13 protein-coding genes and 1 riboswitch are annotated in these 14,130 nt (G+C 38.6%); of the genes, 4 read left to right on the plus strand and 9 right to left on the minus strand.

The window, feature by feature from the left end; all coding sequences use genetic code 11:
• Nucleotides 1-153: 153 nt before the first annotated feature.
• Together PSR12_RS17690 and PSR12_RS17695 are read left to right on the plus strand one after the other, a co-directional pair.
• On the plus strand, nucleotides 154-1,110 hold the full coding sequence (locus PSR12_RS17690; protein WP_004225990.1) for a tRNA modification radical SAM protein MnmL/YtqA: 957 nt from the start codon (nucleotides 154-156) through the stop codon (nucleotides 1,108-1,110).
• On the plus strand, nucleotides 1,107-1,682 hold the full coding sequence (locus PSR12_RS17695) for a tRNA 5-(aminomethyl)-2-thiouridylate-methyltransferase MnmM (protein WP_257520386.1): 576 nt from the start codon (nucleotides 1,107-1,109) through the stop codon (nucleotides 1,680-1,682). The genes PSR12_RS17690 and PSR12_RS17695 overlap by 4 nt, the downstream gene beginning before the upstream one ends.
• A gap of 71 nt (nucleotides 1,683-1,753) precedes the next feature.
• Here PSR12_RS17695 and PSR12_RS17700 read toward each other — a convergent pair whose 3' ends face one another.
• Nucleotides 1,754-3,262 carry an alanine/glycine:cation symporter family protein gene (locus PSR12_RS17700; protein ID WP_221681056.1) on the minus strand — a complete coding sequence of 503 codons (1,509 nt, stop codon included), beginning with the start codon at nucleotides 3,260-3,262 and terminating at the stop codon, nucleotides 1,754-1,756.
• Between the two features lie 126 nt (nucleotides 3,263-3,388).
• Nucleotides 3,389-4,195, minus strand: a complete 807-nt coding sequence (locus PSR12_RS17705) for an alpha/beta hydrolase (protein WP_221681057.1) — start codon at nucleotides 4,193-4,195, stop codon at nucleotides 3,389-3,391.
• A 134-nt stretch (nucleotides 4,196-4,329) separates the two neighbouring features.
• Here PSR12_RS17705 and PSR12_RS17710 point away from each other — a divergent pair, with 134 nt between their 5' ends.
• Nucleotides 4,330-4,842 carry a gamma carbonic anhydrase gene (locus PSR12_RS17710; protein WP_016994472.1) on the plus strand — a complete coding sequence of 171 codons (513 nt, stop codon included), beginning with the start codon at nucleotides 4,330-4,332 and terminating at the stop codon, nucleotides 4,840-4,842.
• A gap of 180 nt (nucleotides 4,843-5,022) precedes the next feature.
• Here PSR12_RS17710 and metK read toward each other — a convergent pair whose 3' ends face one another.
• Complete coding sequence (gene metK / locus PSR12_RS17715) at nucleotides 5,023-6,219, minus strand: methionine adenosyltransferase (protein WP_221681059.1); 1,197 nt, start codon at nucleotides 6,217-6,219, stop codon at nucleotides 5,023-5,025.
• A gap of 258 nt (nucleotides 6,220-6,477) precedes the next feature.
• Nucleotides 6,478-6,596, minus strand: a riboswitch (SAM riboswitch).
• Nucleotides 6,597-6,985: 389 nt separating this feature from the next.
• Here metK and pckA point away from each other — a divergent pair.
• Nucleotides 6,986-8,572, plus strand: a complete 1,587-nt coding sequence (pckA, locus tag PSR12_RS17720) for a phosphoenolpyruvate carboxykinase (ATP) (protein WP_066038097.1) — start codon at nucleotides 6,986-6,988, stop codon at nucleotides 8,570-8,572.
• A gap of 65 nt (nucleotides 8,573-8,637) precedes the next feature.
• Here the strand turns inward: pckA and PSR12_RS17725 are convergent, their stop codons facing one another.
• The 6 genes from PSR12_RS17725 to PSR12_RS17750 all read right to left on the minus strand — a co-directional run bounded on the left by PSR12_RS17725 (nucleotide 8,638) and on the right by PSR12_RS17750 (nucleotide 14,130).
• A complete protein-coding gene (locus PSR12_RS17725; protein WP_257520387.1) occupies nucleotides 8,638-9,414 on the minus strand; it encodes an alpha/beta hydrolase family protein in 777 nt (258 codons plus the stop codon).
• A complete protein-coding gene (locus tag PSR12_RS17730; protein ID WP_257520388.1) occupies nucleotides 9,398-9,865 on the minus strand; it encodes an NUDIX domain-containing protein in 468 nt (155 codons plus the stop codon). Before PSR12_RS17730 ends, PSR12_RS17725 begins: the two co-directional genes overlap by 17 nt.
• A 219-nt stretch (nucleotides 9,866-10,084) precedes the next feature.
• Complete coding sequence (locus PSR12_RS17735; RefSeq protein WP_257520389.1) at nucleotides 10,085-11,008, minus strand: aminopeptidase; 924 nt, start codon at nucleotides 11,006-11,008, stop codon at nucleotides 10,085-10,087.
• 11 nt (nucleotides 11,009-11,019) lie between these two features.
• Entirely contained in the window at nucleotides 11,020-11,781 is a 762-nt protein-coding gene (locus PSR12_RS17740; protein ID WP_221681063.1) for an IclR family transcriptional regulator, read from the minus strand.
• Nucleotides 11,782-11,915: 134 nt separating this feature from the next.
• On the minus strand, nucleotides 11,916-13,184 hold the full coding sequence (locus PSR12_RS17745; protein WP_274769981.1) for a M20 family metallopeptidase: 1,269 nt from the start codon (nucleotides 13,182-13,184) through the stop codon (nucleotides 11,916-11,918).
• Nucleotides 13,177-14,130, minus strand: a complete 954-nt coding sequence (locus PSR12_RS17750; RefSeq protein ID WP_221681065.1) for a DUF1177 domain-containing protein — start codon at nucleotides 14,128-14,130, stop codon at nucleotides 13,177-13,179. Before PSR12_RS17750 ends, PSR12_RS17745 begins: the two co-directional genes overlap by 8 nt.

Here is a 14,130-nt window from a genome sequence, read left to right on the forward strand (position 1 = left end):
AATTTTACCTTTTTTACAAGACTTCTATCCTATTTTCCATCATATTTAGTTATGTTCCTTTCCATTTTTCTTTATCCAAATCTTGATAATACCCTTACCCCATGACGGAACGAAATGCACATGATAGAATAGAGCGTTAGAGGAGTGAAATAAATGACAGAGACGAATTTTCCTTTTCCTTCAGAGGGGAAAAGATACTATACATGGAATCGCTATTTACGTGACCAATTTGGTCATAAAGTATTTAAAGTGGCCTTAGATGCAGGATTTGATTGCCCTAACCGCGACGGCACAGTCGCTTTCGGTGGCTGTACATTTTGCAGTGCTGCAGGTTCTGGTGATTTTGCTGGCAATAAGGTAGATCCAATTGATGTTCAATTTGCTGAAATCCGAGACAAAATGCATCAGAAATGGAAGGATGGCAAATACATGGCTTATTTCCAAGCCTACACAAATACACATGCCCCTTTGCCAGTTTTAAAAGAAAAATTTGAAGCAGCTTTAGCGCAAGAAGGTGTAGTAGGTCTTTCTATTGCTACTCGCCCTGATTGTTTACCCGATGATGTTGTCGAATATTTAGCAGAGTTAAATGAACGGACGTATTTATGGATTGAGCTCGGTCTACAAACGGTGCATGAGAAAACGGCTAATCTTATTAATCGCGCCCATGATTATGCAACGTATGTGGAAGGCGTTGAAAAATTGCGTAAGCATGGCATTCGTGTTTGCTCACATATCATTAATGGGTTGCCTCTCGAAGACTATGACATGATGATGGAAACGGCACGAGCAGTTGCTCAATTAGATGTCCAAGGCATTAAAATCCACTTACTTCATCTATTAAAAGGAACGCCTATGGTGAAGCAATATGAAAAAGGTATGCTAGAGTTTTTAGATCAAGATGTCTATACAAAACTAGTAGCAGACCAATTGGAAATTTTACCACCAGAGATGGTCATTCATCGTATTACAGGTGATGGACCGATTGATTTAATGATTGGACCAATGTGGAGTGTCAATAAATGGGAAGTACTGAATGGCATTGACGCTGAGCTTGAACGTCGTGGTAGTTGGCAAGGGAAGTTGTATAAGACAGAGGTTACGAAATGAAACTACAACGCGTTTTACAATATGCCCAGCAGTTATTAAAAGATAATATAGAAGAGGGAGATACAGTTGTTGATGCAACTGCTGGAAACGGTCATGACACATTGTTTCTGGCACAGCTTGTTGGGGATGAAGGACAAGTTTATGCCTTTGATGTCCAAAAAAAGGCGGTTGACACGACACTCCTTCGACTTTTAGATCATGGTTTAGAACATCGAGCACTCGTTTTAAATAAAGGGCATGAAGAAGTCAAACAGTTTGTACACAAGCCAGTAGCTGCGGCAATCTTTAATCTCGGCTATTTACCTGGTAGCAACCATGATATTATTACAAGGCCTAATACAACAATTCAAGCTCTTGAAGATATATTAAAGCTCTTGAAAGTGGGCGGTTTGATTGTTCTTGTTATTTATCATGGTCATCCAGGTGGAAAAGAAGAACGTGATAAGGTCATTGATTATGTAAGTCAACTTCCACAAAAATATATCCATGTCTTAAAATACGCATTTCTTAATCAACAAAATGATCCACCATTCGTCATTGCGTTAGAAAAAATGAAAGAATATCCTATTTAATACTATTGTTGAGGACAAGCTAAAAGGCGATCAGCTAGTTTCTATCAAACTAGCTGATCGCCTTGCTTTATCTACTTGTTATTACGTTTTTCATTATAGTCAACCCAGAAATCTGCACCTTTAATTCCTAATTTACGAGGATCAAAGACTGGGTCTTTTCCTTCTTTTTTCTGTTTCTCGTAATCTTTTAATGCAACAATAGCTGGTTTCATAATAATTAAAATAGCTATAACATTAATCCAAACCATCAGACCAAGGCCTACATCACCCATTGCCCATGCTAGACCAGACGTACGGATTGTACCATAGAAGGCCGCAACTAAAATGGCAATTTTGGCAATCCAGATGAATACCTTTTCTGTGCTACCTCTAAATAAGTAAGCAACATTTGTTTCTGCAATATAGTAGTAAGCCATAATTGTTGTAAAGGCAAAGAAGAATAACGCTATGGCTACAAACGGAGCTCCAAAGCCAGGTAATGATGAGTCAACTGCATATTGTGTATACGCAGCTCCTGCTTCAATACTTTTCGCAAAAGTCATTTGCTCATCGCCTGCTAATCCACCACTATTGAATTCTCCAACATGAATAAATGGATCTGCGCCTTCAGCTGCCTTTTCATCTTGCACATTATACATACCTGTAAATAAAATCATAAAGGCCGTAGCAGAACAAATTAATAATGTATCAATATACACAGACGCTGCTTGAACAATTCCTTGCTTAGCAGGATGCGATACTTCCGCAGCTGCCGCAGGGTGAGCTCCAGTTCCTTGACCAGCTTCATTGGAGTAAATTCCACGTTTAACACCCCAAGCAATCGCTGAACCAATAACGCCGCCAAAAATTTCTTGAGCCCCAAAGGCACTAGAAAAAATTAATCCGATAACTGTTGGTACTTGTGAAATATTCATAAAGATAATGATAATGGCCATAATGATATAAGCTAATGCCATAAATGGTACAATTATTTGAGCAGCGTTTGCAATCGATTTAATACCACCAATGATAATAGCACCTAGTAACACAACAATTATAAGTCCTGTGATCCATGTATCCAAACCGAAAGCGTTTTCAACAGCACCTGCGATGGCATTTGACTGCACACCAGGCATCAAAATTAACATTGCAATTAAAGCAGCTACAGCAAAAATAACTGCAAACCATTTTTGACCCATTCCTTTTTCTATGTAAAAGGCCGGTCCACCACGATATTCTGTATCTTTCTCTTCTTTATAGATTTGAGCTAATGTTGACTCTACATACGCGGTAGCCGCACCAATGAAAGCGATTGCCCACATCCAAAAGACAGCACCAGGTCCTCCCATTCCAATTGCTGTCGCAGTACCAGCAATATTACCTGTACCTACACGTCCTGATAATGCGATAGACATTGCTTGGAAAGAAGATATTCCCTTTTCCGATTTCTCCCCTTTAAACATTAAAACAAACATATCTTTAATGTGCCTTACCTGTAGGAACCTTGTGATAATTGAGAAAAATAACCCAATCAATAAGATACCATAAATAAACCATGGTCCCCATAAAATACCATTCAACTTCTCCACAATTACATCCATTTTACCCCTCCAATTTAAAATACCTTACTTTAGATCATTATAGTATTACACTTTTCAGAAAATTACAATATTATTTTTGAGTAACAATATTTAAGTAAGTAACCTAGTAAATGGAAGGGTATAAACCTATTTAATTATATAACCAATTCTTCGAAGAGCATTATTAATAAAATCTCGTATATACATAAAAATTTCTTCGCGCTCTCCCTCATGGAATAAATTATGATAACAATTTGCCCATTCTTTAAACTGAAATTCCGTGAATTCCTGTTGATGAAGCCAATTTCGAGTTTGGCGAGTGTCCGTAATTTTATCCTTCTCAGCTGTCATAATGAGCATAGGCATATTTGGCATTTCACCTTTAGGCAGCATCACTAAATTTTTCATCATCTGCTGAAGCTCTCGATACCATTTCACAGAAACAACAGACATGAGCGGTACCTCATCTTTCATTTCTTCTCTGCCTTCAACACTACGCGTTAATTTCTCTAATGTAATGTCATGTGTCAATTTAACATTCGCTGTTAACGCACTTAGACTTGTTAAAGCATTTGTTAATTTACCTGGTAATAGCTTTAGTTGCAACCAAGGTGATGTTAAAATAATGCCCGCACATTCATATTGTCTCTTTTGCATTGTATGGAGGATTAATGTTGCACCTAGTCCATGTCCTATTACAAAGGTTGGTAAATTATATGAAAAAGCATTCTCAATCAGGTTTCTTGTATACTTATTGTACAATTTGAAGTCTTCATCATGGACTCGAGCAAACCTTGCATTACCCCCATGATTCGGTAAATCCCCCATGACTATGTGGAAGCCTTCTAATCTTAATTTCTCTATCAGCCATGCATACCAACGGTGATTTTCATAAGCACCATGAAGAATAGCAATCACAGCTTTTGCTTGTCCATCAGCTTCCCATTTCCACATTTACATAGTCCTCCTAAAAAATAATTACACTTTGATTATATCGAAATAAATAGCACATTTTAATTTTATATTTCCATAATGTTGCGTATTTGATACGATAATACTACATTATAGAAAGAAAAGAGGCGATTTTCATGATTTATCCATTTAAAGATAAAACGCCAAAGATCGATCCATCTGTTTTCATTGCTGATTATGCAACTGTTACGGGCGACGTAACAATTGGCGCCGAAACAACCATTTGGTTTAATACGGTTATTCGTGGTGATGTTTCCCCAACGATTATCGGTAAACGTGTCAGTATTCAAGATCTTTGCTGTTTACACCAAAGCCCAAAATATCCGCTCATTATTGAAGATGAGGTAACAGTTGGACACCAAGTCACTTTACATAGTTGTACAATTCGCAAAAATGCCTTAATTGGTATGGGATCCATTATTTTAGACGGAGCTGAGATTGGAGAAGGTGCATTTATTGGAGCAGGAAGCCTAGTACCTCCTGGTAAAGTCATTCCTCCAAATAGTCTAGCTTTAGGTCGTCCAGCAAAAGTTGTCCGAGAATTAAATGCTGAGGATAAAGAGGATATGGAACGCATCGTACGAGAATACGCAGAAAAAGGTCAATATTATAAATCACTTCAAAAATAAATAATCTACACAAAAAAATTAATACCAACGAAAAAATCCCTCGCGTTTTCGTGTACCGAATATGTTCACGAATCCTAGCGAGGTATTTTTTATAAAAAAACAAAAGGAGCAATATTGCTCCTTTGCTTATTAATACATTAGAATAATTTTCTAATGACTTCATTACTTTAGTTCAATAGTTTATAAACATGCTTTTTCTCGTAACGCGTCTGCTTTATCAATTTGCTCCCATGGTACATTTAAATCTGTACGACCAAAATGTCCATATGCAGCAGTTTGTTTATAAATGGGACGACGAAGATCAAGCATTTTAATGATACCTGCTGGGCGTAAATCGAATAGCTCGCGTACCCATTCAACGATCTCGCTTTCTTTCACTCTACCTGTGCCAAATGTATCGACAGCAATGGAAACAGGCTGCGCAACGCCAATCGCATAAGCGAGTTGCACTTCAGCACGCTCTGCTAAGCCAGCTGCTACGATATTTTTCGCTACATAACGTGCTGCATATGCCGCTGAACGGTCTACCTTGGTTGCATCCTTACCTGAGAAGGCACCACCACCGTGACGTGCATAACCACCGTATGTATCAACAATGATTTTACGTCCTGTTAATCCAGCATCACCTTTTGGTCCACCAATTACAAAACGGCCAGTTGGATTGATAAAGTATTTCGTATTAGCATCTAATAATTCACTTGGTACAACTGGTGCAATAACAAATTCTTTTAAATCTGCTTGAATTTGTTCAAGTGTTGCTTCTTCATCATGCTGTGTTGAAATAACAATTGTATCCACGCGAACCGGTACATTATTGTCATCATATTCTATCGTTACTTGCGTTTTACCATCAGGACGTAAATAGGCAAGTTCACCTGATTTACGTACTTCTGTTAAACGGCGTGCTAATTTGTGTGCCAAGCTAATTGGTAATGGCATTAGCTCTGGTGTTTCATTACATGCATAGCCAAACATTAAGCCTTGGTCACCAGCACCAATTGCTTCAATATCTGCATCTGTCATAGAGCCTTCACGTGCCTCTAATGCCTGATCAACACCTTGAGCAATATCAGGTGATTGTTCACCAATTGCCACAAGCACCGCTAAGTTCTCAGCATCAAAGCCATATTTACCTCGTGTATAGCCAATTTCAGCTACAGTGTCACGAACAATACCTTTAATATCTACATAAGTAGAAGTTGTAATTTCTCCTGCTACTAATACTAATCCTGTTGTTACAGTTGTTTCACACGCTACACGTGCATTTGGATCTTCTGCTAAAATAGCATCTAAAATGGCATCCGAGATTTGGTCACAAATCTTATCTGGATGTCCTTCTGTTACACTCTCTGATGTAAACAGTCGACGGTTTGTCATTTGGTTTTCCTCCTAAATACTCTTACAATAAGTAGTTGTGTATGAATACGGTACTCATTACCCATGTCAAGTCCGCTCCTAAGGATTGAACTCTCAAGCCGTTACTGCTGCTTTTAACACGAGGATTTCGAAAGATCCGTCATTATAATAAGGAAAGAACTACATATACTTACCTTTACATTGATTTTTAACAATAAAAAAATCCTTTTCTCACGTTACTTTACATGAGGAAAGGAATAATGACTGCGTAACCTTTCACTCTTATCGTTCAAGGGATGTTCCCTTGCATCAGGTTGGCACCAACGCATGTCGTGAAATAGTTCATGCAGGTTGCCGGGTTTCACAGGGCCTGACCCTCCACCAGCTCGGGATAAGAGTATCCGTTCAATCTCATGTTACTGAAAAGGTCGAACGTTGTCAAATATTTTCTTATGTATTACTGTATAGAAAGGAAAGAACTTATTACACAAAAACTTTTCATACTTGGATGATGATGTAAATAGAAGCAAATTAATCCCTACAACATACCTAGCTACTTGTGGTAACATATGTGTGGCTCAATCTTCATGCCTAATTACAGTAGGATTGATGGTATTCTCCTCGAAAAACATTATTTTTTGTCAGTTTATTGAAAAGTGGTAAAAACTCTAAAATAATTTCTTAATTAGTATAGATTATTTAAGCAATTGTGTTATACTATTTTTGAAATTAAGAAAAAATCCCTCTAAATCAAGGGAATACTATAAAAAAGGATGGTATTTAATCGATGAATTCAGTAGAAATTGCAAACGAACTGAAGGAATTATTAAACGGCGGTAACATTAATGTTCAACTTTCAGTACCACAATTAGCAGAAAAAGCTACATCTCGTGGTGAAGCAATGTTAACAGTAGATGGCGCAGTTCGTGCAGAAACTGGCAAATACACTGGTCGTTCACCTAAAGATAAATATACGGTAGAAGAAGAAAGCACAAAAGATCAAATTGACTGGGGTAAAGTAAACCAACCAATTTCTTCTGAAGTGTTCGATAACCTATATGTAAAAGTAATAAAATATTTAAAAGAACGTGACGAGTTATTCGTATTCAAAGGCTTTGCAGGTGCTGACAAAGATTCACAATTAAGCATTCAAGTTATTAATGAATACGCATGGCACAATCTTTTTGCTCATCAATTATTTATCCGTCCAACAGCAGATGAATTAGCTTCTCATGTTGCTGACTTCACTGTCATCTCAGCTCCTAACTTTAAAGCAGATCCTGCGGTTGATGGTACTGCTTCTGAAACATTCATCATCGTATCACTTGAAAAGAAAATTATTTTAATTGGTGGTACAGAATATGCTGGTGAAATGAAAAAATCTATCTTTGGTATCATGAACTACTTATTACCACAACAAGGTATTCTTTCAATGCACTGCTCAGCAAACGTTGGTGAAGCTGGCGATGTGGCGTTATTCTTCGGTCTATCTGGTACTGGTAAAACGACGTTATCAGCTGATCCTGATCGTAAGCTAATCGGTGACGATGAACACGGTTGGTCTGATAATGGTGTGTTCAACATTGAGGGTGGTTGCTATGCAAAAACAATCAACCTTTCTGCTGAAAAAGAACCAGAAATCTACAATGCAATCCGCTTCGGCTCTGTATTAGAAAACGTAGCTGTTGATCCAGAAACTCGTATTTGTGACTATGACGATGGTTCACTAACAGAAAATACACGTGTAGCTTATCCAATCCAATATATCGAAAATATCGTTGATCCTTCTGTTGCAGGTCATCCAAAAACAATCATCTTCCTAACAGCTGATGCATTTGGCGTGTTACCTCCAATCAGTAAATTAACAAAAGAACAAGCAATGTATCACTTCCTAAGCGGGTTCACTTCTAAACTTGCTGGAACTGAACGTGGTGTGACTGAGCCAGAACCAGTATTCTCTACTTGCTTCGGTTCTCCTTTCCTTCCGCTTCCCGCAACAGTATACGCAGAAATGTTAGGTCAAAAAATTGACGAGCACGGTGCACAGGTATACTTAGTAAACACTGGTTGGACTGGTGGCGAATATGGCACAGGTAGCCGTATGAAACTTTCATACACACGTACAATGGTCCGTGCAGCAATCGATGGTAAATTAGCAGATGTTGAAACAACACAAGATGCTGTGTTTGGTTTACACATTCCAACAGCAGTTGAAGGAGTACCTTCAGAAGTGTTAAATCCTCGTGAAGCTTGGGCAGATAAAGCTGCATACGATGCAAAAGCTGCTGAGCTTGCAGGCTTATTCAACGAAAACTTCAAGAAATTCTCAAACGTTTCTGAAGCCATCACTACACTTGGTGGCCCATTAAAGTAACGTCTATATAAAAGACAAAGGGAACAAATTATTCGTTCCCTTTGTCTTTTTGTTTTCTCTACGCTTTATTGTTGTTTCATCCACTTGCAAAGAGCACGGACAGTTTCACGATTTTTTGCTGGTGGATATTGATGTGCATAGTGAAGATCATACCAAGTTTCGAATGATTTATTTGCTTCTTCTAAAAAAAATGCCAATTGTCTGGCATGTTCAATATCCACATTTTCATCACGATAGCCATGAATGATAAGAACGGGAGCTGTTATTCGCTCTATCTCAAAAAGAGGTGTTCTTGCATCATACGCTTCTGGTACACGATTAGGTGTTCCTCCAATAACGCGCTTCATCATCCTGCGCATATCTGTACGTTCCCAATAGGTGGCCGTTGCATCAGAAACACCTGCCCATGTTACAACAGAAGTAATATCCCTTCTTAAAATGGCTGTCCACAGAGCCATAATACCACCTCGTGAAAAACCAAAAACATGGATATTGTCATTGCAGAATTGTTTGAGTACATCTACGGCATAGACCGCATCGTAACGGTCTGCCCCTGCAAACTCGTCACGACCCTCTCCCCCACGATTCCCACGATAATATGGGGCAAATACGATAAAGCCCTGCGCCGCAAATTGTGCAATACGAGAGGGTCTGACCATCCCAATGCTTTGCATGCCGCCTCTTAAATATAAAAAGCCATCATATGTACCTTCTGCCTTTGGCTCTGCTAATAGTCCTTTTATACGTAAGCCCTGTGAAAGATAGGTTATTTCCGTTAAACGTATAGCTGGATTTGGTGAAGGATAGGGGCGTTTTTCGATAATATCACCATTGTATGTCACGATGTTTCAGCTCCTCCAGCATTTTCTTCATCCCCTCATCCTTCATGTGAAAACTCAAGTTAGGATGCTGAACAAATTCTTCATCGGTTAACCAAAGCATGCCTGACGTTTCTAAATCAAATTCTATATCCTCTTGCGCTAAAAATTGTGCAGTGAAAACAGTTTTACAAAAAACGATTTCATCATACACTGCATACTCTGCAAACCATTGAAGATTTTTCACATGAACACCCGTCTCTTCAAAAACTTCTCGAATCGCCGCCTCCTCTAATGTTTCGCCTTCTTCTAATTTCCCCCCTGGCACTTCTACACCACGTCGTTTATGGACAGTACATAACCATTTATTTTCATACTTTAAAAGGACAAGGACGTGTTTAGGTTTTACTTTAAATTCGCCTCTTGTAAAACTCAAATCTACTTGTAGGCCATGTAAATCTGTAAATGTTAACATCTCTTCACCCTCACGTTCTTTCTTGTTGCAAAACAAAAGTTACTTTCTTCATCATTACTTCTATTTTATGGACAGAATTTAATCATCATTCCAATTCCTATTCCTATTCCTATTCCTATCTCTATTAACTATATTGTAAACCTACAATGACAAGCAACCCTAAGCTACAGTCTTATAAAGCATGAAAAAAGCGTGCTTCATAGGAAGACACGCTTTTCTTTAAATTACTTGCTGACCGTCAAAATAGACGATAGGACTTTTCACAACACAATCAATATGAACATCTGACGCATTGGCTCCACCAAATGGCGCATTACTGCCAAAAGCGATATGGATGGTCCCATACACTTTCTCATCCTCTAATACATTGCCACATAGGATAGCACTTTTATTGGCTCCAATGCCAAACTCAGCAATAACTCTACCATTGCCTTCACCAAGTAATGCCAGTAGTCGTGGACCATCAGGACCGATTGCTTCTTCTAAGCGACCATTCTTTATTTTTAATAATAATGGCTCTTTTAAGACACCAATATTAGCAATAGAACCATCTACTAAAATCTCTCCATTCGCTGATGTTTCTATTGGTGCAATATAGGATTCTCCTGAAGGAATATTCCCATACTCACCAGGTTGACGAATCACCCCTGTGGAACGAATGCCGAAACGACCTTCTACACTGAACGTCAGCTCATGGCCATCCTTGATAATACGAATATCTTTTGCCGTATCAAGTAAAAGGACATATTTTTCTACTGTAGCTTCGATCTCCTGTGCATCTGCATGAAGGGCACCTTGCTCCAGCATCTCCAATGTTACCCCTGGCATTGTTGCTACACGTCCACCCTTTTCACAGGCATGTTTACGAGCCAATGTATGTGTTAGGGAGTGGGAGGTAATACACAGTGTAACATCGGCATTTGCCATAAGCTCAGAAACTGCATGGATTGGCTCCTGCCCTGATTTCTCTAACAGGGGCATCACCATGAACATTGTATTTGCAGTAATTGACAGTCCAGCTTCATAAAAATTTTTCGCGATGTCTTGTTTGTGGCTATCCGTCAAAATTAATAGTGACTCTGAAGATTGAACATTTAAATTGCCTTTTAAAACATTTAGTGCAATGTCATGTAAATGATGCATAATAGGACTCCTTAATTAAAATTCAAATGATATCTACGAATAATTCCTTCTATTTCATTTCTAGCTTCCGTTAAAGGTCCCAAAAACTCAGGAACACGTTGCTCTGTAAAACGATAAATTGGTCCAGAAACGGTAATAGACGCTACGACCTGTTCCTCACTATTAAATATAGGCATAGCTAGCGCCAATACATCGACCGAATACTCACTGTTACTAAGTGCATAGCCACATGTTCTAATTTTTTCTAGCTCTGCCCTTATTTCTGTGGCATCTGTCATTGTATTATTTGTATAAGCTGTTAATGGTTCATCTATAACCTTTGCAATTTGTTCTTCATTTAAAAAAGCAAGCATCGAACGATAAGATGCTCCTACATACAGTGGCGATCTACTTCCTCTTGAAACTGTAAACTTCACCTTATTTACAGGCTCTGCTTTCAATAATGTTAACGCTTCCAGTCCATTCAGTACGGTAAAAATGGCTGTTTCACCAGTGACATCCTTTAATTTTTCAAGAACTGGCATACATAGCTGATCTATGTTTAATGAATCATACATATTCATACCTATTTCCCATAGTGCAATTCCCAGAGAATATTTTTTTGTTATAGGATCTTTTGTAATAAACCCATTATTTTCGAAGGTTTCAAGAATGCGATATAAATTTGTATGATTCATGTTCATCGCCAGTGCTAACTCTCGACCACCCCATGTGGGCTTTTCCTTTGTAAACATTTTTAAAACCGCAATTGATAAATTTAATGTCTTTAGCATATCTCTCATCCTTCTGAACTATTTATCTGTACAAACGGCTGCAAATCTCTCTCTTAAGGGGGAAATAATTGACAGATTTAGCAGCCGTCAGCACCTGATATCACTTTATCAAAAGTAAGAGAGTAGCTAATCTCTTACTTTTGATATAGGAAATCAACAGCAGCAGTTATATAAACTTTTGCACAGCGTACGATATCCTCAACACGCACTTTTTCATTATAACCATGAATACTTGGTAAATAAGCTGGGCCGTATTGCAATACAGGAATATCATATTGTCTGAAATGACGAGCGTCACTGCTTGCCCATTGCATGACACCATATGCCTCTTGCCCTGTCACATACGATATACTTTCCACTATCGATTGGCATACAGGATTTTCAGCAGGCGTATAATTGGCGACGCTTTTGAAGCCAAAACGTTGGATTGAATAATCGATAGCCAAGCCATCTAGTTTAGTTGTCAAGATTTCAGTTACTTCTTCTTGTGTAATACCAAATGGTAAACGACAATCGACCTGGACCTTACAGTAATCTGGGATTACGTTTGACTTCGTACCTCCCTCAATTGTACCAATATTTACAGTAATTTTCTCTAAAACTTCTTGATATTTCAAGCGATCTTTCTCCACTTCACGCATGTATTTTTTTGATACCTTAATAAGTGGCTGTACCTCTTCAGGAATTGTTATTTCTACATCCCATAGTTTGCGAATCTCTTCTATAGCTCGAATTGCATCGACAATGGCATTTCGTCCAGCCAATGGTGATAGACTTCCATGACCAGGTTCCCCACGCACCTCTAATTCAAACCAGTAAGAGCCCTTTTGTCCAATGGTTGGGTTTAAAGGTGAAGAGGGCTCAGCGATTAAACAACCATCTCCCTGCACATAGCCTCGCTCTAACAGCCAAGGAACACCGAATTCACCGCCAGTTTCTTCATCTGGTACGATCGCCAAAGTTAATTTCCCTGGTAGTTCAATGTTCAGTTTCTTTAATAGCTTTGTTGCAAAAATAATACCTGCTAAACCGGCTTTCATATCACTCGCCCCACGGCCAAGCATCCAGCCATCCTTCACTTCTCCTGAAAACGGATCAAAATCCCATTTTGATAGATCACCGACAGGAACAACATCGGTATGGCCACAATAAACGAGTTCTTTTCCTTCCCCATTTCCAATAGAAGCTACTAAATTAAACATTTTATCTGCAGCTTCATATTTTTGATAAGTAATGCCTACTTCATTTAAATAATTTTCGATAAAAGCTGTTATTTCAGTCGTATCCCCCGGAGGATTGACACTTGGAATTTGAATGAGCTTTGAACAAAACGCTATCAATTCATCTTGATGATTTTCAACTGCATCTACTAATTGAGCTTTAAGTGCTTGTAAATCATTCATGTGTGTGTACCTCTTTTCCTTTCGTTTGTAAATGACTCATGCTACCATATAAGCCTTTCATATGTGTAAATTGTGTTTCATCAAAGAAAGAGCATTTATTAGCACCATAAGTTTTTGCTACCTCTAACACAAATCGCACAACATTTTCTACATCTGTGACATGGGTTGCACCTGTTGCACAGCCTGCCACAACAGATTCAGTTGTAATCGCTACACCTACAACAGGGCTAGATGTTGCAACTGCTGGTTGTAAAATACTATTGATATGGAATAAACCATTCCCATATGGTGTAATGTCTTGCATCGTGATCGGCAGAACAACTGGAGAAATGCCAGCAGATTGTGTATAAACGTGCAATAAATCATCACTAATTTTTAATATGTAACCTTCTTTGACAGTTGGAGTTATAGCAAATCCTTTATGGTTACATACTAGATTGCCTTTTGTTGTATCGATGGATAGAATAGCATCCATTGTATCTTCTACTTCATTTTCGTTCATGACACTAATATCCACTGGAGAGTTCATAAATGGCACTGGCTCATGTGGTAAGGTTGGAGCTGTTGGACAAATATGTGTGGAGAAAATAACGTCACCCTCTAGTTGATCACCCTTTAAGGCCATATCAATAGCTTTGGCTGCTCCTGCCAGACATGCTAGTGCACCGTCTCCATCTGATACAAAGCCTGTCATTTCAGGGCGTGCTCCAATACCACCTAATCGTCCTATAATTCCTAATGTAGGTGCATTCCCGCCAGAGGATTTACCGTTCTTTCCTTTCACGAGGACGCGAACAAAATCAGTTGAGCCGCTTTCGCCTTGAATAGTTTTTACCTTGACATCTGCTGTGGAATCAATATTGTGTAAATACTCTTTAATCGTGTCTCCGTTTACATAAATACTATCCATTACCTCGTATAATTCAATAACATGCTTCAATGACAT

The sequence above is a fragment of the Lysinibacillus sp. G01H genome (genome assembly GCF_028872195.1).
GTDB lineage: Bacteria > Bacillota > Bacilli > Bacillales_A > Planococcaceae > Lysinibacillus > Lysinibacillus capsici.